Source organism: Citrobacter sp. Cf118 (assembly GCF_030334095.1).
GTDB classification, from domain to species: Bacteria; Pseudomonadota; Gammaproteobacteria; order Enterobacterales; family Enterobacteriaceae; genus Citrobacter; species Citrobacter freundii.
Genome location: NZ_JAOWES010000087.1, coordinates 654,052 through 676,443 on the forward strand (window position 1 = coordinate 654,052; position 22,392 = coordinate 676,443).

Annotated in this window: 22 protein-coding genes and 3 tRNA genes; 14 read left to right on the forward strand and 11 right to left on the reverse strand. The window is 50.7% G+C overall.

From position 1 onward, the window contains the following. Positions 1–227: 227 nt before the first annotated feature. Positions 228–2,273, forward strand: a complete 2,046-nt coding sequence (gene paaZ, locus OGX67_RS18470; protein WP_257651388.1) for a phenylacetic acid degradation bifunctional protein PaaZ — start codon at positions 228–230, stop codon at positions 2,271–2,273. Between the two features lie 82 nt (positions 2,274–2,355). On the opposite strand, the gene OGX67_RS18475 is transcribed toward paaZ, so the two are convergent. Next, a tRNA-Asn gene (locus OGX67_RS18475) sits at positions 2,356–2,431 on the reverse strand. 6 nt (positions 2,432–2,437) lie between these two features. On the opposite strand from OGX67_RS18475, the gene OGX67_RS26870 reads away from it, so the two are divergent. The 3 genes from OGX67_RS26870 (at position 2,438) to OGX67_RS18485 (ending at position 4,254) form a co-directional block, all read left to right on the forward strand. Further along, on the forward strand, positions 2,438–2,545 hold the full coding sequence (locus OGX67_RS26870) for a DUF5951 family protein (protein ID WP_219339467.1): 108 nt from the start codon (positions 2,438–2,440) through the stop codon (positions 2,543–2,545). A gap of 46 nt (positions 2,546–2,591) precedes the next feature. Continuing rightward, positions 2,592–4,079 carry an EmmdR/YeeO family multidrug/toxin efflux MATE transporter gene (locus OGX67_RS18480; RefSeq protein WP_003846749.1) on the forward strand — a complete coding sequence of 496 codons (1,488 nt, stop codon included), beginning with the start codon at positions 2,592–2,594 and terminating at the stop codon, positions 4,077–4,079. Between the two features lie 99 nt (positions 4,080–4,178). Next, positions 4,179–4,254: transfer RNA gene (locus tag OGX67_RS18485), tRNA-Asn, on the forward strand. A gap of 140 nt (positions 4,255–4,394) precedes the next feature. Here OGX67_RS18485 and cbl read toward each other — a convergent pair. Continuing rightward, positions 4,395–5,345: an HTH-type transcriptional regulator Cbl gene (cbl, locus tag OGX67_RS18490; protein WP_003846751.1), complete on the reverse strand. Its 951-nt coding sequence runs from the start codon at positions 5,343–5,345 to the stop codon at positions 4,395–4,397. A gap of 101 nt (positions 5,346–5,446) precedes the next feature. Further along, positions 5,447–6,364 (reverse strand): nitrogen assimilation transcriptional regulator NAC, encoded by a 918-nt coding sequence (nac, locus tag OGX67_RS18495; RefSeq protein WP_003030855.1) that lies wholly within the window; start codon positions 6,362–6,364, stop codon positions 5,447–5,449. A gap of 326 nt (positions 6,365–6,690) precedes the next feature. On the opposite strand from nac, the gene OGX67_RS18500 reads away from it, so the two are divergent. Continuing rightward, positions 6,691–6,766 (forward strand) — tRNA-Asn (locus OGX67_RS18500). 161 nt (positions 6,767–6,927) lie between these two features. Then, the gene (locus OGX67_RS18505) at positions 6,928–8,196 is read left to right on the forward strand and encodes a tyrosine-type recombinase/integrase (protein WP_003030858.1); all 1,269 of its coding nucleotides are present in this window, start codon (positions 6,928–6,930) and stop codon (positions 8,194–8,196) included. Positions 8,197–8,375: 179 nt separating this feature from the next. Here OGX67_RS18505 and OGX67_RS18510 read toward each other — a convergent pair whose 3' ends face one another. The 8 genes from OGX67_RS18510 to OGX67_RS18545 all read right to left on the reverse strand — a co-directional run bounded on the left by OGX67_RS18510 (position 8,376) and on the right by OGX67_RS18545 (position 16,929). Next, entirely contained in the window at positions 8,376–8,768 is a 393-nt protein-coding gene (locus OGX67_RS18510; protein WP_003030860.1) for a helix-turn-helix domain-containing protein, read from the reverse strand. A 54-nt stretch (positions 8,769–8,822) separates the two neighbouring features. Then, positions 8,823–9,146: a cytochrome o ubiquinol oxidase subunit IV gene (gene cyoD / locus OGX67_RS18515; RefSeq protein WP_050310712.1), complete on the reverse strand. Its 324-nt coding sequence runs from the start codon at positions 9,144–9,146 to the stop codon at positions 8,823–8,825. Continuing rightward, entirely contained in the window at positions 9,143–9,760 is a 618-nt protein-coding gene (cyoC, locus tag OGX67_RS18520; protein ID WP_023137325.1) for a cytochrome o ubiquinol oxidase subunit III, read from the reverse strand. Before cyoC ends, cyoD begins: the two co-directional genes overlap by 4 nt. After that, positions 9,750–11,747 (reverse strand): cytochrome o ubiquinol oxidase subunit I, encoded by a 1,998-nt coding sequence (gene cyoB, locus OGX67_RS18525; protein WP_050310710.1) that lies wholly within the window; start codon positions 11,745–11,747, stop codon positions 9,750–9,752. Before cyoB ends, cyoC begins: the two co-directional genes overlap by 11 nt. A 2-nt stretch (positions 11,748–11,749) precedes the next feature. Next, positions 11,750–12,676: a ubiquinol oxidase subunit II gene (gene cyoA, locus OGX67_RS18530; RefSeq protein WP_023137327.1), complete on the reverse strand. Its 927-nt coding sequence runs from the start codon at positions 12,674–12,676 to the stop codon at positions 11,750–11,752. A gap of 105 nt (positions 12,677–12,781) precedes the next feature. Continuing rightward, positions 12,782–14,314, reverse strand: coding sequence for a DHA2 family efflux MFS transporter permease subunit (locus tag OGX67_RS18535; protein ID WP_023137328.1), 1,533 nt, complete (start codon positions 14,312–14,314; stop codon positions 12,782–12,784). Positions 14,315–14,317: 3 nt separating this feature from the next. Beyond that, the gene (locus OGX67_RS18540) at positions 14,318–15,517 is read right to left on the reverse strand and encodes an HlyD family secretion protein (RefSeq protein WP_050310708.1); all 1,200 of its coding nucleotides are present in this window, start codon (positions 15,515–15,517) and stop codon (positions 14,318–14,320) included. Further along, entirely contained in the window at positions 15,517–16,929 is a 1,413-nt protein-coding gene (locus OGX67_RS18545) for an efflux transporter outer membrane subunit (RefSeq protein ID WP_003036410.1), read from the reverse strand. The genes OGX67_RS18540 and OGX67_RS18545 overlap by 1 nt, the downstream gene beginning before the upstream one ends. Positions 16,930–17,201: 272 nt before the next feature. Between OGX67_RS18545 and OGX67_RS18550 the strand changes: the two genes are divergently transcribed. The 8 genes from OGX67_RS18550 to OGX67_RS18585 all read left to right on the forward strand — a co-directional run bounded on the left by OGX67_RS18550 (position 17,202) and on the right by OGX67_RS18585 (position 22,389). After that, positions 17,202–17,876, forward strand: coding sequence for a TetR/AcrR family transcriptional regulator (locus OGX67_RS18550; protein WP_077266344.1), 675 nt, complete (start codon positions 17,202–17,204; stop codon positions 17,874–17,876). Positions 17,877–18,614: 738 nt separating this feature from the next. Next, entirely contained in the window at positions 18,615–19,541 is a 927-nt protein-coding gene (locus OGX67_RS18555) for a hypothetical protein (RefSeq protein ID WP_050310707.1), read from the forward strand. 146 nt (positions 19,542–19,687) lie between these two features. Further along, on the forward strand, positions 19,688–19,873 hold the full coding sequence (locus OGX67_RS18560) for an AlpA family transcriptional regulator (protein ID WP_003036401.1): 186 nt from the start codon (positions 19,688–19,690) through the stop codon (positions 19,871–19,873). Between the two features lie 121 nt (positions 19,874–19,994). After that, a complete protein-coding gene (locus OGX67_RS18565; RefSeq protein WP_003036399.1) occupies positions 19,995–20,582 on the forward strand; it encodes a DUF2857 domain-containing protein in 588 nt (195 codons plus the stop codon). After that, on the forward strand, positions 20,572–20,781 hold the full coding sequence (locus OGX67_RS18570; RefSeq protein ID WP_050310705.1) for a TraR/DksA family transcriptional regulator: 210 nt from the start codon (positions 20,572–20,574) through the stop codon (positions 20,779–20,781). Before OGX67_RS18565 ends, OGX67_RS18570 begins: the two co-directional genes overlap by 11 nt. Positions 20,782–21,177: 396 nt before the next feature. Then, a complete protein-coding gene (locus OGX67_RS18575) occupies positions 21,178–21,399 on the forward strand; it encodes a hypothetical protein (RefSeq protein ID WP_050310702.1) in 222 nt (73 codons plus the stop codon). 70 nt (positions 21,400–21,469) lie between these two features. Then, entirely contained in the window at positions 21,470–22,114 is a 645-nt protein-coding gene (locus OGX67_RS18580; protein WP_003036391.1) for a lytic transglycosylase domain-containing protein, read from the forward strand. Next, complete coding sequence (locus tag OGX67_RS18585; protein ID WP_003036389.1) at positions 22,111–22,389, forward strand: TrbC/VirB2 family protein; 279 nt, start codon at positions 22,111–22,113, stop codon at positions 22,387–22,389. The genes OGX67_RS18580 and OGX67_RS18585 overlap by 4 nt, the downstream gene beginning before the upstream one ends. Positions 22,390–22,392: the final 3 nt, after the last annotated feature.

A 22,392-nucleotide genomic window follows, 5' to 3' on the forward strand; every position in this document is an offset into this window, starting at 1 on the left:
TTGTAAAAGTTACACTCTGGTTAAATAAAACCACAAATTTTGTTTGTGGATTTTGTGATGCGCACCGCAAAGCCTTTTAGTTTATTCAGCAAATTCAGAATCATAATCAATAAAGGTAAAGTGTTCGCGATCGCATTGTTAATAAATTATTAAAATCACGCTTGCATTTTGTGATTCACAAAATAACTATTTATAGCGAGATTACGTAACATATCTGGAGATTTACGATGCAGCAGTTAGCCAGCTATTTATCCGGCGCCTGGCAGACCGGCCGGGGCCGCACCCGCACCATCCATCACGCCATTACCGGCGAGCCGCTTTGGGAAGTGACGAGCGAAGGGCTGGATATGGCGCAGGCGCGCCGCTTCGCCATTGAACACGGCGGCAAAGCGTTACAGGCAATGACCTTTATTCAGCGCAGCGCGATGCTAAAAGCGGTGGCGAAGCATTTAATGGAACTGAAAGCCGATTTCTATGCCATATCCGCGCAAACCGGAGCAACACGCGGTGACAGCTGGGTCGATATCGAAGGCGGCATCGGCACGCTTTTCACCTATGCCAGCCTCGGCGGGCGTGAGCTGCCGGATGATGTGCTGTGGCCGGAAGATGAGCTGATTCCGTTGTCCAAACAGGGCGGCTTTGCCGCGCGCCATGTGCTGACGTCAAAGTCCGGCGTTGCGGTGCATATCAACGCCTTTAACTTCCCTTGCTGGGGGATGTTAGAAAAGCTGGCGCCGACCTGGCTTGCCGGCATGCCCGCGATCGTTAAACCGGCGACCGCCACCGCGCAGCTGACGCAGGCGATGGTCAAAGCCATTGTCGACAGCGGGCTGGTGCCGGACGGTGCAATAAGCCTGATCTGCGGCGGCGCGGGCGATCTGCTGGATAATCTGGATAGCCAGGACGTAGTGACCTTTACCGGCTCTGCGCATACCGGGCAGCAATTGCGCGTGCATCCGAATCTGGTGGCGAAATCTGTGCCCTTCACCATGGAAGCGGACTCGCTGAACTGCTGCTTACTGGGCGACGATATCACCCCGGAGCAGCCGGAGTTTGCGCTGTTTATTCGCGAAGTGGTGCGCGAAATGACCACCAAAGCCGGGCAGAAATGTACCGCCATTCGCCGCATTATCGTGCCGCAGGCGCAGGTGAAAGCCGTCAGTGAAGCGCTGATTGCCCGCCTGCAAAAGGTGGTAGTGGGCGATCCGGCGCAGGAAGGCGTGAAGATGGGGTCGCTGGTGAATAACGATCAGCGTCAGGACGTGCAGGATAATGTGAATCGTCTGGTTGAAGCCGGGTGTGAGGTGCTGCTGGGCGGAAAAGCAGATCTGAGCACCGCTGGAGCTTTCTTCCCGCCAACGCTGCTGTTTTGTCCGCAGCCGGATGAAATTGCCGCGGTACATGCAATTGAAGCCTTTGGTCCGGTCGCCACGCTGATGCCGTATCAGAACCGCGAACACGCCCTGACACTGGCACGCGCTGGTGAAGGCAGTCTGGCAGGAACGCTGGTGACGGCAAGCGGCGAACTGGCGCGAGAGTTTATCCTCGGTGCAGCCCGCGCCCACGGGCGTATTCACGTGCTGAACGAAGAATCCTCGGCGGAATCGACCGGCCACGGCTCTCCACTGCCACAGCTGGTCCACGGCGGCCCGGGACGTGCGGGAGGCGGCGAAGAGCTGGGCGGCCTGCGCGCGGTGAAGCACTACATGCAACGCACCGCCATTCAGGGCAGTCCAACCATGCTCGCTGCGGTAAGCCAACAGTGGGTGCGTGGCGCGCAGGTCACGGAAGATCGTATTCATCCGTTCCGTAAATACTTCGAAGAGATCCAGCCGGGCGACAGCCTGCTGACGCCACGTCGTACACTGACCGAAGCGGATATCGTTAACTTTGCCTGCCTCAGCGGTGACCACTTCTACGCCCATATGGACAAAATCGCCGCTGCCGAGTCTATTTTCGGCGAGCGCGTGGTGCACGGTTACTTCCTGATTTCCGCCGCTGCCGGTCTATTTGTAGACGCGGGCGTTGGCCCGGTTATCGCCAACTACGGTATGGAAAATCTGCGCTTTATCGAGCCGGTTAAGCCGGGCGACACTATCCAGGTGCGTTTAACCTGCAAACGCAAAACGGTGAAACTTCAGCGCAATGCCGAAGAAAAAGCGACTGGCGTGGTGGAATGGGCGGTGGAGATCTTTAATCAGCACCAGCAGGCGGTGGCGCTGTATTCCATTCTGACATTGGTTGCGCGTCAGCATGGGGATTTCCCGGCTTAAGAACCCGGTGTCGCTTCGCGCGACCAGATTTGAAACAAAAAGCAAAAAGCCTGCTTAGTTTCCTGAGCAGGCTTCTTAAATATGGCTCCTCTGACTGGACTCGAACCAGTGACATACGGATTAACAGTCCGCCGTTCTACCGACTGAACTACAGAGGAATCGTTGTGGAGGCTTATCTTAGCGGCGAAAAAATTTTTGTCAAACCTCATTTCTTCGAATGCGAATCAATTGATGCTTCTCTCGACAGTTTGTTGCATTTACAGACATTTTAAATAGAAAAAACTTTGCAGCTTTTTTGATTCTCCCTCATCATTTGAAATGAGGTTTCAACTTTCTTCGTTAAGGTCCACTTTGAACGTCTCCGCTGCCTTACGCCAGGTCGCTTCCCGCACGCCCTGGTATGCCAAACGCAAGAGTTATAAGGTTCTCTTTTGGCGCGAAATCACTCCGCTGGCTGTCCCCATTTTCCTGGAAAACACCTGTGTGCTATTGATGGGTGTTCTCAGCACTTTCCTGGTAAGCTGGTTGGGAAAAGAAGCAATGGCCGGTGTCGGACTCGCTGACAGTTTTAATATGGTCATCATGGCATTTTTCGCCGCCATCGATCTGGGTACCACCGTAGTTGTAGCATTTAGCCTCGGGAAACGAGATCGTCGACGGGCCAGAGCCGCAGCCAGACAATCGCTGGTGATCATGACAATTTTTGCTACCGTGCTGGCAGCGGTCATTCACTATTTTGGTCAACAGATTATTGACGTTGTCGCAGGTGAAGCAACGCCAGACGTTAAAGCTTTGGCACTTACCTATCTGGAGCTGACGGTGCTCAGCTACCCGGCGGCAGCCATTGCGCTGATCGGCAGTGGCGCACTACGTGGGGCCGGAAATACTAAAATACCGTTGTTGATTAACGGCGGTATGAACATCCTGAATATCATCATCAGTAGCATCCTGATTTACGGAATCTTTTCCTGGCAAGGTCTGGGATTTGTGGGAGCAGGCCTGGGACTGACCATTTCGCGCTACATCGGGGCGATTGCCATCATCTGGGTACTGATGATTGGTTTTAACCCCGCGCTGCGAATTCCCTTCAAAAGCTATTTTAAGCCACTCAATCTCGCCATTATATGGGAGGTGATGGGGATCGGCATTCCGGCAAGTATCGAGTCAGTGCTGTTCAATGGCGGTAAACTTTTGACGCAGATGTTTGTTTCAGGCATGGGAACCAGCGTTATCGCCGGGAACTTTATTGCATTTTCTATCGCCGCGCTTATCAATTTACCGGGGAATGCTTTAGGTTCCGCGTCGACAATCATTACCGGCAGGCGTCTGGGAAATGGCCAGATTGCCCAGGCTGAAATCCAGCTACGGCATGTGTTCTGGCTGTCGACGATTGGGCTAACGGCAATTGCCTGGCTAACCGCACCTTTCGCCGGGGTGATGGCCTCATTTTATACCCACGATCAGGATGTAAAAGAGGTCATAGTCATCCTGATTTGGCTCAACGCAGCATTTATGCCGATATGGGCAGCCTCCTGGGTGTTACCAGCGGGCTTTAAAGGTGCGCGAGATGCACGTTTTGCTATGTGGGTATCGATGCTGGGCATGTGGGGCTGCCGCGTAGTCGCGGGCTACACTCTGGGTATCGTATTAGGATGGGGAGTTGTCGGCGTTTGGTTAGGTATGTTCTTCGACTGGGCCGTGCGCGCCGCGTTATTTTACTGGCGTATGGTCACAGGCCGCTGGTTGTGGAAATACCCACGCCCCGAACGCGAAAAGTGCATAAAACAACCGGTTGCGTCTGAATAATCGGCGAAATGAGGAATATTTCAGCAAACGATCGCATTTATCCATTCAGGCTTTGACAACGCTGAGCGGCATCGCTAATATTCGCCTCGTTCAAACGATTCCTCTGTAGTTCAGTCGGTAGAACGGCGGACTGTTAATCCGTATGTCACTGGTTCGAGTCCAGTCAGAGGAGCCATATTTAAGAAGCCTGCTCAGGAAACTAAGCAGGCTTTTTGCTTTTCTGCGATCCCATTAGCCAGGTAGAGCGCTTCACTTCACACCCAGGCTTTTCCATACTGGCAACGAGAGAAGCCCGTTTCTCACGGGCTTTTATTGTTAAATCTGATAATCAATCACCGCTTCATCTGGCTCCATCGCCTGACGCTTAATTTCATCGACGGATAACCCTGCGTTGCATAGCTCGATGAATCGCCAGACGTAGTTGCGCTGCAGTTGTCCGCGTTTAAGTCCTAGCCAAACGGTATTTGCATCAAACAAATGCCGGGTATCCAGACGGGTTAACGTCCCCTCTTCCTGCTCGCCGCTGGATTGCTCTGCCACCAGCCCAATCCCCAATCCCAGTGACACGTAAGTTTTAATCACATCCGAGTCCTGGGCACTGAGAATAATATCAGGTATCAGCCCCTTGCGAGCAAACGCCTCATCGATGCGGGAACGCCCTGTAATCCCCTGACGATAGGTAATTAACGGCCAGTGAGCGATGGACTCCAGCGTTAGCGGAGAAGCCTTCACTAATGGATGGTCCTGAGGAACAAGCAGGCTGTGGTGCCAACGAAACCAGGGAAAAGCCACCAACAATGGATCGCTGCTCAGCCGCTCACTGGCAATTCCGATATCTGCCCCGCCATTTTGTAGCAGGACATCAATCTCCTGTGGTGTGCCCTGAATAAGTTCCAGACGCACCTCAGGGAACAGCTCACGAAAGGCTTTTATCACCGCAGGCAAGCTATAGCGTGCCTGGGTATGCGTGGTGGCAATCGTCAGAACGCCGGACGTGTCATTGGTAAACAGATCCGCCAGTCGACGAACATTGCTGGCCTCATTCAGAATACGCTCGGCAATGATCAGCAAGGCTTTACCCGGTTCAGTCATGCCCAACAGGCGTTTACCGCGACGGATAAAAATTTCGATGCCAAGTTCATCTTCAAGTTCACGAATGTGTCGGCTGACGCCCGACTGCGAGGTGTACAGTATATTCGCGACCTCCGTCAGGTTGTAATCCTGACGGGCCGCCTCGCGGATTATTTTGAGCTGCTGGAAATTCACGTTTCACTCCGGGCACATCAGACATTACGCTATTGTTAAAGTCTGATGCCCGGCATAACAAATAATAAAAACCTGCATCTTATTCCTCGTGGGAATAAGGTTTAGCTGACCAGCTGCAATTCGCGATTTTCCAGCGCCGGACGGCTAACCAACGACAACAGGATCTCCTTCACTGCCTGTGCCTGGGGCGACAAGCTCCCTCTGGCTGATACGTTCAACGATAATGGCAGATTCATCGATGGGGTTGTGATGCGCGCCATCCAGCCGTTCGCTGCATTGCATAATGAACGGGCGGCCGACTCAGGCAACACTGTGACGCCCATACCACTGGCAATGGCGGCCGTCAGGGTGGAGATAGATTCAATTTCGCCAATCACTTTAGCCGTTAAGCGACGTAGCGAAAAAGCTTCATCCACGCGCAGGCGAACCGCGCTGTAATCCCGTGGCAAGAACAAATTCATCTGCGCCACCGCGGCTAAATCGACGCTTTGCCCCGGGCACTCACGCGTGCCGACCAGATACAGATCCTCTTTAAGCAACGGTTGACTGCTGATGCCCGCCACGGGTGAACGCTCATAGAGCACTGCCATATCTAATTGCCCGCTGAGCAGCTTGTCATTCAGCACTGCCCCACTATTTTCATGCAGATAAACCTGCACATCGGGCAGTTCGGCACGTAGCGTCTGTAATAACGGCATGGTAATGGATGACGCTGCTGTCCCCGGCGCAAGGCCGATAGAGACCTGGCCTGTCAAGGTCTGTCCCACGTTATTAACCGCAAGTTGCGCCTGTTCACACTGACGTAAAATCGTCCGGGCGTGGGTATATAACACTTTTCCTGCTTCCGTCGGCGTGACGCCACGCTTGGTACGAATCAGCAATTGCTGATCAAGCTCACCTTCCAGCGTAGCGACCTGCTGGCTCAGCGCGGGTTGCGCAATATGCAATACTTCCGCTGCCTGGGTCAGGCTACCAATATCGACGATTTTCACGAAATATTTCAGTCGTCTAAAGTTCATTTTGCCTCCTGTCGGAATACCAGAACCCGTGCTGGCAGTCATTGAATTCAGGATTGCAAGATACTTGCCACTTTCGTCTAAAACGGTGTTTTATGGTTAAAGCCGCACAAAGTCAGGAGTAAAAGCGAAGGAAGATCATTCTGCACACCTAAATATCTCATTCAGGCTGCCCTGGAAGAGGTAGACACGCACCAGAATGGGGCAAAAGCATAGAAAGACGGAAAGATCGCCGCTTTGCTGATTTTGTCAGCAAACGAACACACAAATGTATTTACCCCTTTGACAAGCCTCACCACCCTCGCTAATATGCGCCTCGTTCAAACGATTCCTCTGTAGTTCAGTCGGTAGAACGGCGGACTGTTAATCCGTATGTCACTGGTTCGAGTCCAGTCAGAGGAGCCAATTTCCTGCTTTCATGCATCCTTGCGAATCATTATATGATGTTGGTTCAACAGGTTAGCGTGAAAACTCTTCCCGATGCATTTTGATTTTATCCTCCGCATCGGGAGAATTTGGTGGTCAGATTTGGGGTCAGTTTGGTTCGATTATGGAGTGACCCCCATATGTCTCTCAACGACACGAAAATCCGCAGTCTCAAGCCTTCTGAAAAATCCTTCAAAGTCTCCGATTCACACGGTCTATACCTCTTGGTCAATCCAGGCGGCTCACGTCTCTGGTATCTTAAGTATCGAATTAACGGTAAAGAATCCCGCCTTGGCTTAGGCGCTTATCCCGATGTATCCCTTTCCGACGCCCGGCAACAACGAGACGGTATCCGCAAGTTGCTGGCGCAGAACATTAACCCCGCTCAGCAACGTATAGCCGAAAGAGCCGCCCGCTCACCGGAAAAGGTCTTTAAGACAGTGGCGCTGGCGTGGCATAAAAGCAATAAAAAATGGTCGCAGAATACCGCTGACCGTCTGCTTGCCAGCATGCACAATCATATTTTTCCGGTTATCGGACATCTGTCCGTCACGGAACTTAAACCCCGTCATTTCATTGACCTGCTGAAAAGCATTGAGAAAAAAGGTCTGCTGGAAGTCGCGTCCCGCACGCGGCAGCACCTCTGTAACATCATGCGTCATGCGGTTCATCAGGGATTCATTGACAGCAACCCGGCGGCAAACCTTGACGGCGTGACAGCGCCCCCCGTTAAGCGCCACTACCCCGCCCTGCCGCTGGAACGCCTGCCGGAATTGCTGGGGCGCATTGATGGTTATCAGCAGGGACGAGGGTTAACCCGTCAAGCGGTCCTTCTGACCCTTCACCTGTTTATCCGTTCCAGTGAACTGCGTTTCGCCCGATGGAGCGAGTTTGATTTCAGGAACTGTATCTGGACCATCCCCGCTACCCGCGAAGCTCTTCCCGGTGTTCGTTATTCCGGACGCGGAGCCAAAATGCGCACGCCCCACATTGTTCCATTATCCCGGCAAGCCATCGTTATCCTGAAACAAGTAGAGGAAATCTCAGGTCATCTGGAACTAGTGTTCCCCGGTGACCATAACCCTTACAGGCCAATGTGTGAAAATACAGTCAACAAGGCACTGCGACTGATGGGCTATGACACAAAAATGGACATTTGCGGCCATGGCTTTCGGGCAATGGCATGCAGCGCCTTAATGGAATCCGGACTCTGGTCGAAGGATGCTGTTGAACGCCAAATGAGTCATCAGGAACGCAACAGCGTGCGGATAGCTTATATCCACAAAGCTGAACATCTGGAAGCCCGTAAAGCGATGATGCAGTGGTGGTCTGATTATCTTTATACGTGCCGGGAAAACTATGTTCCCCCATATATATATAGTAAAAATATCAGTCATGAAGCTACCTGAGTCAGCAAAAAACTAATCAGGATTACGATAACAACAGCATCTGACAACGCAGATGCTGTTGTTATTTTTCTGTATCTTCTTCATGGTATTTCCCCTTCCATTTATCCTTGTCAGTTGGTATTAAAATCCGCCCTGTAATTTTAGAACAAAACAATGAGGGGTATGATATTCACAGAGGGTTATAACTCATCACGCTTTATACCAGAACTCTTTTTCAGAACAGGTTTATTCCTTCTGACAGCCCCTGGTGTATGATGCATTTCATTTCTCATCGCTCGGGTAAATACCTGCTGACTGGTAAACCCGAGCATAAAGCACACCTCTATGACGGGTATATCCGTATTCTCCAGTAAAAAATAAGCACGTCTTAGTTTTTCAAGCTTTATATATTTCCCTAGACTTATTCCTGCCACCTCCTTGAACATCCGTTGAAAATGCCATTTTGAATAACCAGCTTTTGCAGAAACATCCTCAACCTTCAGCGGCTCCTCCAGATGCTCATCAATCCATTGCATAATTTCATACACCACAAGTCGGTTTATCTTTTCCTTCCGTATTTTTTTTATGTCCATATATAGCCCCCCACAATGAGGCAGACAGGAATAACAGAAAGGCCAAAGCCCTGTTCACATCATCTGATGATTGAGATTCCACATGATCCACAACGACCCGGTAATAATGATAAAGATAATGGCAGCGGAAAAGACAATGGTTACGAGGTTCCAGCGCATTTCAGAAGAAGCATTCAGGTGAAGAAAATACACCAGATGTACCAGCACCTGAACAACGGCACACGTCATGACCCCGCCTGCGATGATCCCTGCGGAAACACCACTGTCCATAACCAGCCAGAACGGGATCACCGTCAGAATGACCGACAGGAGAAAGCCGGTTATATAAGACATCGTATTGCCGTAAGCTACGCCCTGTGCGTCTGCAGAATGTCTCATGGCATTGCTCCCATCAGGTAAACAATACTGAACACGCAAATCCAGATGACATCGAGGAAATGCCAGAACAGACTCAGGCATATCAGACGGGGGCGACTGAATCCTGACAGACCTCGTCGGGCAACCTGATACATCAGGATCAGCATCCAGATCAGTCCACATGTCACATGCAGACCATGGGTGCCCACCAGAGTAAACAGCGCTGACAGGAAGCCACTGCGCTGTGGGCCGAAACCCTCAGCAGTCAGGTGACTGAACTCCCAGACTTCCATTCCGATAAAACCCAGACCACACAGAAATGTCAGGGTCAGCCATCCAAGTACACCGCCCTCGCGGTCTTTATCCATGCTGATAACAGCAAAACCATAGGTAATCGAGCTAAACAGAAGCAGCACAGTTTCCGCCAGTACAAACGGAGGTTCGAAAATATCCTTACCCGCCGGACCACCTGCAATGTTATGAACCATGACGCCGTAAGTCGCGAACTGGGTGGCGAAGATAATGCAGTCGCTCATCAGGTAGATCCAGAAGCCGAAGACCTTACTGGTACCTGTACCCTGATGCCCGTGCTCAGCACGGGTGCGGAAGGATGAATCCAGGGCTTCACTTACCATATGTCACACCGGCTTTGTTTATTTCTGCAAAGTGCTGATCCTCGATTTTTTTTATCTCGGCGACGGGTACGTAATAATCCACATCTTCATCGAAGCTTTTAATAACCCAGGTCAGGATAATCCCGAGGAATGACAATCCCGCCAGCCACCAGATATGCCAGATAGCCCCGAAGCCAAACCCGATGCAGAGCAGACCAATAATCAGCCCCGCCCCGCTGTTTTTCGGCATATGGATTTCGGCATAGTTAGCAGGTTGCTTGTATGCCTCCCCTCTTTCCTTCATTTCCCAGAACGCATCACGTTCGTGGACAAAAGGCACTTCAGCAAAGTTATAGAATGGCGGCGGGGAAGAGGTGGACCACTCCAGTGTCCGTCCGCCCCACGGGTCGCCGGTCATATCCCGGTTTTCGTGGCGGTCGCGCACCGACACCCAGAACATAATGACCTGGCACAGTATCCCGCAGGCTATCAGCGCAGCACCGCTGGCTGCCACGACCAGCAGGGGATGGAACTGGGGGTCAATATTCTGACTCAAGCGGCGGGTCATCCCCATGAACCCCAGCACATAGAGCGGCATAAACGCCACATAAAATCCGATGATCCAGAACCAGAACGCCCTCTTGTTCCATTTTTCATTCAGGGTGAACCCCGTCGCTTTCGGGAACCAGTAGGACACACCAGCCATACTGCCGAACACCACTCCGCCGATAATGACATTATGGAAGTGGGCAATCAGGAACAGGCTGTTGTGCAGGACAAAGTCAGCTCCCGGCACGGCCAGCAGGACGCCGGTCATACCCCCTATAGAAAAGGTGACAATAAAACCTACCGTCCATAACATAGCGGAGTGCATCTGAATGCGCCCCTGATACATGGTGAACAACCAGTTGAAGATTTTCACACCAGTCGGGATAGCGATAATCATCGTCATGATCCCGAAGAAGGCGTTAACGTTCGCACCGGCTCCCATGGTGAAGAAGTGATGCAGCCATACCAGGAAGGAAAGCAAAGTGATGGCGACAGTTGCCCACACCAGCGAGGTATAACCGAACAGACGTTTCCTGGAAAAGGTTGCCACCACTTCCGAGTAGACCCCGAAGACCGGCAACACCAGGATATACACTTCCGGATGGCCCCACGCCCAAATCAGGTTGACGTACATCATCATGTTGCCGCCCATATCATTGGTGAAGAAATGGAAGCCCAGATAGCGGTCAAGGGTCAGCAATGTCAGCGTGACGGTCAGCACAGGGAAAGAAGCGATAATCAGCACGTTGGTACACAACGACGCCCAGGTGAACACCGGCATCTTAAACATCGTCATACCCGGTGCACGCATTTTCAGTATGGTGACGAAGAAGTTAATCCCGGTCAGTGTGGTCCCGATCCCCGACAGCTGGAGTGTCCATATCCAGTAATCCACCCCGACACCGGGACTGTACGCTAACTCCGAAAGCGGCGGATATGCCAGCCAGCCGGTGGTCGCAAACTCCCCCACTCCCAGGCAGAGATTAACCAGCACCACGCCTACCACCGTTAACCAGAAACTCAGGTTGTTCAGGAAAGGAAAAGCCACATCACGCGCGCCAATCTGCAGGGGCACCACAATATTCATCAGGCCGATAACGAAAGGCATCGCCACGAAAAAAATCATGATTACACCGTGACCCGTAAAAATTTGATCGTAGTGCCAGGGCGGCAGATACCCCGCCCCTTCCACTCCGGATGAGGCCAGTACCTGCTGGCTGCGCATCATGATTGCATCGGAAAAGCCGCGCAGTAACATCACGAACGCGACGATGATGTACATGATCCCGAGCTTTTTATGGTCAACGGAGGTCAGCCATTCGGACCATAAATATTTCCACTTACCGTAATATGTGATGGCGGCAACAATTGCCACACCAAGTATCAGAATAGCAACGATCGTTACCCTGACAATCGGGTCCTCAGGTATGGCATCCAGCGTCAGTTTTCCTGTGAGCATAATTAATTTCCCCGCGCTCTGTGTGAGAGGTGTTGTTCCGGCTCTGACCCAGTCATTCCCGTCTCCTTATCGTGATCGTGTGCTTTAAATTTTTCAGTCACGTATCTGAACAACGTCGGATCGATGACAGAGAAGAATTCAACCGGGTGGTTTTCGTCAGGCTCAGCCAGTTTTTCAAAATCAGCCGGACCGAGCAGCATATCCGGTGATTTCTTCACATCAGCGATCCACTGTTCAAACGCGGTATTATCCGGTACGGCAGTCGCTTTAAATTTCATGCCGGAAAAGCCCCTGCCGCTGTAACTGGACGAGATTCCGTTGAAGGTTCCCGTTTCACCGGCGATCAGATGCAGCCGGGTCTGCATGCCCGGCATCGCATAAATCTGGCTGCCGAGTGCCGGAATAAAAAAGCCATTCATCACGGAATTGGATGTAATACGCAAATTCAAGGGGGTATTTACCGGGAATACAATCTGATTGACGGTGGCAATGCCCTGTTGGGGATAAATAAACAACCATTTCCAGTCCAGGGAGATGACTTCGATATCGATGGGTTTCACCGCAGAGGTCAGTGGCCTGGATGGGTCAAGCGCATGGGTGGACTTCCATGTCAGCACGGCCAGAAACAGAATAATCAGGACGGGCACCGTCCAGACCACCGCCTCCACTTTATTGGAGTGGGACCAGTCAGGCGTATATTTCGCCGTGGTATTCGTGGTCCGGTATTTCCAGGTAAACACAACTGCCATCAGAACCACGGGAATAACGACCACTAACATCAGACAAAAAGCCGTAATGATTAGCGCCCGTTGTTCAATAGCGATTTGCCCTTTGGGATCAAGTAAAACAGCATGACATCCGCTTAGTAATAACGTCCCTGTTATTACCGGCAGGCACTTCACAATGGTCTTATATTTATGATATCGCATGGGACAACCTCATTTCACGGACTTGCAGACCGGCAATAAATAATGAAACCTTTTCACGGGGAGATACTCTGCCCTTCTCATTCCCGCTACCGCCATTCCTGTTATTTAATGGCCCGACATCTTCTGAAGCGGTCCTTTCGGTTTTTTGATTAGCCAGATAATGCCTATGGACCCCAGCATCAGAACGGTGGCCGACTGATAGAAATCGTTCGTTGCCAGCATGATGGCCTGACTGTCGATCATTCTCGAAAACAGAGCCGCTGACGTGTCTGTCGGAATACCGGCCGCGCCCAGCGTGTTGCTGACAATCCCTGGCACGTCAGGATTGATTGCCGTCACCAGCTCCGCTCGGTTAAATTTTGTCATATGTTCCCAGTAGGTCTGGGTCAGGGAAGAGCCTACCGCCATGCACATGACACGCAGGAAGTTCTGCAGCCCGGAACCGGCTGCCACTTTCTCCGGCGGCAGTTCGGACACGCCCAGCGAGGTGAGCGTGATAAGGCAGGCGGGAACTCCGGCCCCCAGAACGAACATGGGAACGGCAACTGACATAAAGTCAGCCTGCGACGTCAGCAGGGCACGCATCACAAAGGAGACCGCCAGTACCCCCATGCCATAGCTCACCAGCAGACGGGGATCGACCTTCGGCAGCAGACGACCAATTATGGGCGAGCTCAGGACGGCCAGGATCCCCATGGGGCCCGTCGCATACCCGGCCCAGGTTGCCGTGTATCCCATCCATTGCTGTAACCAGAGGGGGGTCAGCACGATATTCCCGAAGAAAATACCGAACATCAGACAGAGCGTGACGGTAGATACCACCCAGTTACGTGACTTAAATACGCTCAGATCCAGCACCGGTTGCTCAGCGGTGAGCTCCCAGATAATCAGCGAGATCAGGGCAATAGCGGCCACAATGGCGCAGACAATGATAATATCCGAGGAAAACCAGTCCAGTTCACGTCCTTTATCCAGCATGATCTGAAAGGCTGCCACAAAGATGACGAGCAGACCCAGCCCCACGCTGTCCAGCCGGGAACGGCTGATATGTGTTTCTTTCCCCTTCAGCACCCACCAGGTCCCAAACCCCACAATCAGACCAAAGCCGATATTGATGTAAAATACCCACTGCCAGCTCCAGTTATCCGAGATAAGCCCACCCAGTATCGGACCGAATATAGGCGCTACTACCGTCATCATTCCCCAGAGCGCCACGGCAATGTTGGCCTGTTTCTTCGGGAAGGCTGCAAGCAGCAACGTGGAAGAAAGCGGGATCAGCGGGCCACCGGCAAGCCCCTGCAGCACACGGAAAATGGCCAGGCTCGGTAGTGACCAGGAAAGACCGCAGCAGACAGAAAAAATCACAAATGCAACAACAGAAAAAAGGAATACGCGCACCTGACCGAACTGCATCGCCAGCCAGCCGGTCAGCGGCACCGTGATGGCTTCAGCCACCGCATAGGCGGTGATGATCCAGATTCCTTCTGTTGTCGACACGCCCAGGTAACCGGATATTGTGGGCATCGCGACGTTAGTAATGGTGGTATCGAGTACCACCATAAAATTCCCGAGCGAGAGCACGATTGCCGCAACAACCAGTTTGAATCCGGACAGAGGTGGAAATGCTGAACCAGACATACCTTATTTCTCCGTGTGGTCATCTCTGGCATTCGATGTCAGGTCCACCGTCACTTCCATGGACAGCCCGATGCGCAGAGGATTTTTACGCAGTTCTTCCCGCTCCAGACGAACACGCACCGGCAGTCGCTGCACGACCTTAATCCAGTTACCCGTGGCATTCTGCGCCGGTATCAGTGAAAGCGCGGAACCGGAGCCTCCGTCAAATCCCTGAACCACGCCGTGATAAACAACACCGCTGCCGTACAGGTCTGAAGTCAGCTCTACCTTCTGGCCCGGTCTGACGTCGCTGAGCTGACCTTCCTTGAAATTCGCATCAACATAAATATCCTCGATGGGCACAACCCGCATCAGCCGGTTTCCAGCCTGAACATGCTGCCCGATATCCACTGAGCGCTGTGTTACCACTCCATCCACCGGGGCCCGGATAACCATACGCGCCAGGTTTATACGGGCCTGATCGAGACGGGTTCTGGCCGCCACCACAATGGGGTTAGTTTCAACGGTACTGTTCAGAAACAGGGCCTCGTTCGCCTGCCGGGATCCTTTTGCTTCGACACTGCCAGCGCGAGCAGCTTTCAGACTGGCTTCCGCTTCTCCCAGCGCGGCCGTTGCCTCCCGTAATTCTGTCTGCGCATCCGTAAAATCCTGCTCAGATACGGCCCCGGCTTTCACCAGATTCCGGCGACGTCGCTCATCAAGGGTGGCCTTATCAAACCGGGCTCGTGCCCTCGCCACATCATGTTCGGCGCTCTGAATACCTGCTTCACGCGAATCAAGCTGTCCGCCCAGAGCGGTGTCATTGGCCATAATCTGCATCACCTTCCGCCGGGCGCTGCCAAGCTCAGCTTCAGCCTGTGACACCGCAATTCTGGCGTCCGTCTCATCAAGCACGACCAGTACATCACCGGCATGCACAAGCTGCGTGTTGACCACATTTACTTTCTTCACCGGTCCGCCGACAAGCGGCGTGACGTCTGCGACTTCGGCAGCGGTATAGGCGTTATCCGTTGAGACGGATTTACCGGCAAAGAAAATCAGCCAGATGGCATAACCGATGGCGATAAGAATCAGGACGCCACCAAACAAAGCGAATAATTTACGGCGATGCTTTTTTTTATCACCGCTATCCGGTTTTGCATTCGTGTTATCCGGAGCCCTGTCCATATCCTGTGGGCCGTTTTTATCTTTATCTTCAGTCATTACGGTTTCACCTGCGCATCAAATGTTGAACTGGATTCAAATCCGCCCCCAAGGGCCTTGACGAGTGACACATCCAAGACATAACCCCGGGAATGCATGGCTGTATTCGCCAGCTCAGCCTGGAGTAACGCATCTTCAGAAATGAGAACTTCCTGATAATCGGCCAGCCCCCCCTGATACCGGGCTTTTGCCAGATGATAAGCTTCCTCGCTGTGGGACAAAGCAGATGCGGTTGCTTCTGACCTGCCCACCAGAGCAGCAAGGCTCCGTGTAACATCAGCAGTTTCACGTAATGCCTGTGTCAGCGCCTCGTTATACGACGCCACCGCATATTCATATTCCGCTCTCGCACCTTTATAGTTGGCGCGTAAACGCCCGCCTTCAAAAAGGGGTAAGCTGATGGCAGGTCCGACGCTCCCGATATCAGAGCCCGAGCTGAACAGGTTATTCAGCCCCAGTGACTGGTATCCGACGAAGGCCATCAGGTTCACGTTCGGGTAAAACTGCGCTCTGGCAACACCGATATTGCTGGCGGCGGCTTCAACCCGCCACCGTGCGGCCACCACTTCCGGATTGCGTCCGAGCAGGTTTGCGTTCAGCGCATCAGGTAACCCGACAGGGCGGCGCATCTGCAACCGGGGTCTGAGGATATCCAGCCCTCTGTCCGGCCCCCGGCCCAGTAAAGCCGCGATGCCGTTTTGGGTTAATTTGATTTGCTCATCGGCTTCAGCCAGCGCCGCTCTGGCGACATCCAGCCGGGCACCGCTTTCTTCCACGGAGACTCTGGAATCAAGTCCCTGAGCATGGCGTAACTGCACCAGCCTGACGGTATCCGTCCGGTTACGCAGTTGTCGGGCCGCAATGTCACGACTGTCATACTGGTACTGCAGACGGATATAAGCGTCCGCGAGCATCGTCGTCAGCATCAGTTTCGCGGCGGCGGCATCTGCCTCAGCAGCGCTGGCTTCGGATGTCGCGGCACGCAGCGCATCCCGGTTTTTACCCCAGAAATCCAGTTCCCAGCTAAAGTTGAGGCTGGCCTGCCCCATATCATTCCATCCGTGCGGCACGGCTGTTTTAGGGTAGATGTAGTTGTAGCTGAGCTTCTCTTTATCAATGGACGCGCTGGCGTCCATTGACGGGTATAACCGGGAACGGGCGACACCGGTTCTGGCCGTGGCTTCACGCACCCGGGCTTCTGCCTGTGCCAGAGAAGGTGAATGCGCGGTGGCTTCACTCATCAGCTGGTTAAGCTGCGTATCGCCGAAGGCCATCCACCATTTTTCCTGCGGCCAGTCAGCATGCGGAGCGGAAAAACTGCGTTGTGAAATCAGCGCCGCAGCCTGCTCCGGCTGAGGAGCAGTTCCCAGATCGGGGATCGCAGCACATGACCCCAAAGCAAGACTGAGCACGGAGATAACACATCCTTTCAGATAATGCGGACGGTACCTTACTGACTTCGTCCCATGTGCAAATCTGTAACCTGACACACACCTCATTCTTGATCGCCCTGTTTATTCTAGTTTACGGCGAACAAAGTAAACCGATCGGTTCGGTACAGTCAAGACCAAATTTCACTCAACTACGTCGCAAAAATACGTGAGTAGCACTCAGGCCTGAACGATATGATTTCGAGTTTCATCTTATGGTAAGATCAAGCTTTATTCCGGATAAGGAAGTGCAGATGTCGGTATCAACAAAGACCTCAATTGACACTAGAAGAAAAAATAAAATACTTTCTAATGATATAGTTAGTAACTTACCTGAAAAAGCACAACGCGTGCTTGAAGGAGCAAAAGCTATTTTTCTGGAAAGAGGCTATGCAGCAGCATCAACAGATATGATCCAACAGGCTGCCGGAGTCTCAAAATCAACCGTATATGCATATTATCCAAATAAAGAAGCATTATTTACAGCAGTGATTGAAATAGAATGTGAGCGTTTTCTTCAAAAAGTACATAAAATTAAAATTTCGGGAAAAGATATTTATGATAAATTATTTAAAATAGCCCGAACGTATCTGGATATTGTGCTTTCGGAAAATGGCCTCGCTCTCTACCGTGTTGTAGCTTCTGAAGCACCGCGTTTTCCTGAATTAGGTAGACGTTTCTATTTAGCAGGTCCAGAAAAGATAAATAACATTGTTGAAGAAATACTACAACAAGCTGAATCTAAAGGAGAAATCTCGTTAGGTGGTATTGGGCGAAATGCAGTTGCTTCCTTATTCGTGAATATGGTACGCGGTGAGCCTCAAATACAGTGCTTAATGCATCCAAAATCTTCCACTTCTGCTGCACAGCGTGATCAATGGGCAAAGGATGCGGTCAATGCCTTTTTATTAGCCTTTCGTAAAGGATAATTATAATCTCCAGTTTTAAAGAAATTAGAAGATGCTCAGGAGTTTATAATATTATCAATTTGTTCCATATTATTATATGGAACACTACCATCAAGTGGATTACATTTTCCGAATCGTTCTTCTCTATAACTCCAGGCGACTAAATTTAGTTAGCGCCCTAACTTGCCTCTTGACAGAAATTTTGTCTATCCTGATCAAATCGAACCGTACCGTTCGTTTTAGTCAGGAGACGTTAGCATGATCGGAGTAGTAAGGTTTTCAGAACTAATGGAGCACTGGGAGGCAATTTCTCTACCAGCACCAGGAAGCATCTATGAGCCAAAGCAGCGCTCAAGCAACTGCCTCAAACATAACCCTTGCAACATAAAAGATTGGATTACTATTGAATTCTCTCAACAGGGATCCTACAAACGAAAATATGAAAATTTTCGCCATAAAGATCTTGTACTACTACTCTTTATTATTTCGGCTCGATATTTTATTCATAGAGTTTTATCTTCGTTAGTCTTAATATTATTCAGTTCATCCTTCATTATGCTCTCAGGAAATTGTCTCCTCATCCATAGTTACGAGAGAAAATTTCATAGCGAACTAAAAACTAGTTTAACAATTTTATTTTTAAACTCTTTACTTTATAAAATAGGGTTCATTTGTACATTATCGATAATATTCATGAATAATGAAACAGTGAATCGTAATTTAAGTTTTGCATAGAAAAATATGTAAAAGGAGTTTTTCATGTTGAAAAGCAGCGAGATCATAAACGGTTCGCTTCCGAAACCTGACTGGGTAACCATACAAGAAGCCGTTAACATAATTAATACAGAGAGCAACGAAAGAATCAAAGAGAGTGATATTTACCGTTATGCATTATATAATAAAATTAATCTCGCCATATACTTTCAATCTCCAATTATTCTGCGAAAAATAAAATATGCATTTCAAAAAGTAAAAATGCATCCAGCTAGAGGGACATTGATTCATCGTTTATGTCTGCTAGAAAAAAATAGCTTTATTAATGGATGGGACTCAATTTTCAGTACTGAGGGCAGATACGTCCACTCCACACAAAATATTATTGATACATCACTTATTGGGTTTGAATGTATTTTAATAAAGCGATTTCTCGCATGCTCATTGAATATACCATTACCAATTATTGGGAAAAACACGGTAAATTATGGCATCACTGTTACTATGTCCAATGAAGTTTTTCAGCTGTTTGAAAAAACAACCTGGAAGTGTAGAATTGAACATCAAATAAAAAACCTACCAACAGATCTGGCGTTTGATATTATGGAGAGAATTTCTTCAGAGGGAACGATAAATCAAAATACAAAGCAAGAATATTTCCCCCTCTATAATTTGCCTCAGGATTCCTGCTTTGTTATTCGTTACTCAGAGATTGAGAAACTAATTAGCACCCAGGTTACAGAGAAATCCCTCCCCTCTTCAACTAGAATATCCACACCCTTGTCAAGGTTATTTTGGCTCGCTTGTAGGCACAATGATGTTATCAGTCCATTAATAAAACAACCCTATAAATTATTGACAATTTTTGAAGAATGGGCGGCAGCTGATGGTATCACTGACCGTCTAAGCGGTGATACTTTAAAAACAGCACTAGAGCGTGGCTCCCCTCCGTCCTCATCCTTATTAAATTGATATTGTGTTTATCTGTCAACAATATGATCCCGTATTTAGTTTATTAAACCCCGTAATACGGGGTTTACCACTACCACTTCTCCTTCCGTTATGCTTTTTTATTATCTCCAGGCATACCAATGTTTGTTTTGCTACAGGAGACAATCATGACATCACATCAGTTATTACGCTTAAAAAAGGTTGAAGAAAAAACCGGCTTGAAACGTTCACAAATCTATCTGTATATGAAAGAGGGTACATTTCCTCGTTCAATAAAAATCGGACCAGCCAGTGTGGCCTGGCTGGAATCAGAAATTGACGAATGGATCAATATTAAATTGTCCCGGCGCTAAACGCGGTCAAGGGAAGGCGAATTAAAGCAACTGATTCAACTAAATACCCTCCAACAGGCTATATACCCAGATATTTCTGCATCTATCTTGCCTGTTGAAAAAAATATACGGAATACATATTATGATCCCTTCACTAAATTACGCCGTACTCACCAATGCCCTGCAGGCGCTTAATGAAGGCAATATTCGTCACTGTGAAGATCTCGGTTTCACATTTGACGAAATGAATGCCCTCAGCCAGCTCTCGCCAGATGCACTCTTTACGCTGAGCCGAGCAGCCGCGCCTTTTATCGCAGTCTCGCTACGCCACGATGTTCTGCACCAGTTGCTGGCCCATTCTGGTCAGGAAGAACAGCGCCGACAACTAATTGACCGGGCCATACGACTGGGCGGCTCCATCGCACTGATGAACCACTATTTTGGTCTCACCTCCAATGAAGTCTGCCTTCGCCGTCGGTTGCTGGGTGTCAGCGTGCCGTATGGCCGAACGCCTGAACCGGATGAAAAGACAGATGTGGCTATCTGGTTGCAATGGCAGCAGCGCAGGGTAGAAAACCTTGAATCGCCCGATGCACTGATCACCATGATGCAGGTGACGGAAATCCTGCAGCCAGAGGCCGAAGCGCTGTCACTCACCACGGTCTGGAAACGTATCGCACTGTGCGAACAGGAAGCCGCTACTGGCAGGAGGACTCTCCATGCCGGATGAGATCGACCGCGATCAGGAATTTAATGAACAGCGACTGGAGGAGATGATTGAGCAGAACCGTTTTAAGCCGGGTTCAACACGATCATTATTTCACTGTCGTATATGTGGTAAACCTATTCCTGAAAAACGACGGCAGACTCTGCCGGGCATAACCACCTGTACAGAATGTCAGGAACAACTTGAGCATCGCAGACGCTAATAATAGCGATAAAGACGTTCGGGGATATTATTTCTCTGCACGTCTTTCTGTTTCCATTAAAATAGAATGCCTTCTTTATTATCTGTTCTGCATCCTTCTCCCTCTTTCCGCATCTGATAATCCTCGCCAGTTTATCTCTCTTATTTTTGTTTTGAATTTATCGTTTATATCCCGCACTGAATATCTGATTCTGAAAATGCCATAACAACATGGTTGCCCTGATGGACGTTCATTCGTCCAGGCCGGGGATTGTTCTTTAACAAATTGGATCGGGCTGTCACGTAACCACAATTCAGGGTGCCGCTGAATGTTCTCGCTGACCCGTTAAAACCGGAATGCAGAACCGGGATGTGACCTTTTTATTGCTTTCACGGCTATTTTATTAAAGGAAATACCATGAGAAAACCCAATTATCACGTCTTTATCACTCAGGGAAGTCAGCCCGATGCACAGGGCGAGAAAAACACGTACTGGACCAGGGTTGGTGTGGCCTTCGCACATAACGGTAAGCCTGGCCTGAATATCGTGCTGATCCCCGGTATTGCGGTTTCAGGCAGGCTGGTACTGCTTGAACCGAGAGAAGAGAGTGACATTTCACAGGATGCCGCAGCCGTTTAACCCGCTTTTGTCCTTCTCCCCGGTAACGTGTTTTTGTATACGCTGCCGGACCCACGGTTACGAGGCCACTATGCTTTCCACCACAGCCTTTCTGGCGCTGGCGACGCAGTGCGCCACCAGTGTTCACCCGTCCACGGCACTTGATGTGGCACGGGTCGAATCCGGTTTTCACCCTTACGCCATTGCTGAAATCGTGCCGGGCGGCAAAGGTGTGATTTCACATTTTCCCGCAAGCCATGATGAGGCGATGAGCCTCACCGGACGGCTGGCGGCGCAAGGCCGACGCTATTCGGTCGGCCTGATGCAAATCACCAGCACCAATTTCCGCCATTACGGCGTCACGGCCAGCGACTTACTTAACCCTTGCATCAATCTGTCGGTATTTGAGCGCATTCTCGCCGACTGTTACCGGCGCGGTAGCACTCTGAAACGAGCGCTCAGTTGTTACTACTCCGGCAACTTTGAAACCGGTCAGCGACCGGAATCCGCCTTTAACCAGACCAGCTACGTACAGCGCATTGGCTATGTCGTCCCGTCCACCCGGGAAGACCGGCAGCGAGCCCCTGACCCGAGCACACAACCGTCTGCCCGTTATCCCGCCGTTGTGCTGCGCGGCGAGCCTGCCGGTGCCACTGCGCCGATCCTGACTTCCCTGCATTATCCCGATTCCGTCATTCGCGGCGCTATCCCTGTTATCCCTGATGAGGAGAAATGATCATGCGTAAACGCCGTTACTCCGCTGTTGTTTCCGTGCTGCTGTCTGCCCCGGTGCTGGCGGCGAACAGTGGTTTTAACAAGGCCAATGAAACACTGAGCAATACCTCGACCGGCCTGCTGGGACTGGCCGCCGTCACCATCACACTGGCGACTATGTGGGTGGGCTACAAGGTGCTGTTCGACGGCAAGAGCCTGCATGACATGCGTAACATCATCATCGGCGCGATCCTGATCGTCGGCGCGTCCGGCTTCGGTGCCTACTGGGCGTCATAAGGG

What these genes read in the sequence shown, in the direction of transcription:
- cyoA (WP_023137327.1), bottom strand. Translation starts at nt 12,676, where the DNA reads ATGCGATATCATAAATATAAGACCATTGTGAAGTGCCTGCCGGTAATA.
- OGX67_RS18585 (WP_003036389.1), top strand. Translation starts at nt 22,111, where the DNA reads ATGATCATGCGTAAACGCCGTTACTCCGCTGTTGTTTCCGTGCTGCTG.
- cyoC (WP_023137325.1), bottom strand. Translation starts at nt 9,760, where the DNA reads ATGGTAAGTGAAGCCCTGGATTCATCCTTCCGCACCCGTGCTGAGCAC.
- OGX67_RS18560 (WP_003036401.1), top strand. Translation starts at nt 19,688, where the DNA reads ATGACATCACATCAGTTATTACGCTTAAAAAAGGTTGAAGAAAAAACC.
- OGX67_RS18510 (WP_003030860.1), bottom strand. Translation starts at nt 8,768, where the DNA reads ATGGACATAAAAAAAATACGGAAGGAAAAGATAAACCGACTTGTGGTG.
- OGX67_RS18505 (WP_003030858.1), top strand. Translation starts at nt 6,928, where the DNA reads ATGTCTCTCAACGACACGAAAATCCGCAGTCTCAAGCCTTCTGAAAAA.
- paaZ (WP_257651388.1), top strand. Translation starts at nt 228, where the DNA reads ATGCAGCAGTTAGCCAGCTATTTATCCGGCGCCTGGCAGACCGGCCGG.
- cyoD (WP_050310712.1), bottom strand. Translation starts at nt 9,146, where the DNA reads ATGAGACATTCTGCAGACGCACAGGGCGTAGCTTACGGCAATACGATG.
- nac (WP_003030855.1), bottom strand. Translation starts at nt 6,364, where the DNA reads ATGAACTTTAGACGACTGAAATATTTCGTGAAAATCGTCGATATTGGT.
- OGX67_RS18565 (WP_003036399.1), top strand. Translation starts at nt 19,995, where the DNA reads ATGATCCCTTCACTAAATTACGCCGTACTCACCAATGCCCTGCAGGCG.
- OGX67_RS18550 (WP_077266344.1), top strand. Translation starts at nt 17,202, where the DNA reads ATGTCGGTATCAACAAAGACCTCAATTGACACTAGAAGAAAAAATAAA.
- cyoB (WP_050310710.1), bottom strand. Translation starts at nt 11,747, where the DNA reads ATGCTCACAGGAAAACTGACGCTGGATGCCATACCTGAGGACCCGATT.
- OGX67_RS18535 (WP_023137328.1), bottom strand. Translation starts at nt 14,314, where the DNA reads ATGTCTGGTTCAGCATTTCCACCTCTGTCCGGATTCAAACTGGTTGTT.
- OGX67_RS18570 (WP_050310705.1), top strand. Translation starts at nt 20,572, where the DNA reads ATGCCGGATGAGATCGACCGCGATCAGGAATTTAATGAACAGCGACTG.
- OGX67_RS18540 (WP_050310708.1), bottom strand. Translation starts at nt 15,517, where the DNA reads ATGACTGAAGATAAAGATAAAAACGGCCCACAGGATATGGACAGGGCT.
- OGX67_RS18575 (WP_050310702.1), top strand. Translation starts at nt 21,178, where the DNA reads ATGAGAAAACCCAATTATCACGTCTTTATCACTCAGGGAAGTCAGCCC.
- OGX67_RS18555 (WP_050310707.1), top strand. Translation starts at nt 18,615, where the DNA reads ATGTTGAAAAGCAGCGAGATCATAAACGGTTCGCTTCCGAAACCTGAC.
- OGX67_RS18480 (WP_003846749.1), top strand. Translation starts at nt 2,592, where the DNA reads ATGAGGTTTCAACTTTCTTCGTTAAGGTCCACTTTGAACGTCTCCGCT.
- OGX67_RS18580 (WP_003036391.1), top strand. Translation starts at nt 21,470, where the DNA reads ATGCTTTCCACCACAGCCTTTCTGGCGCTGGCGACGCAGTGCGCCACC.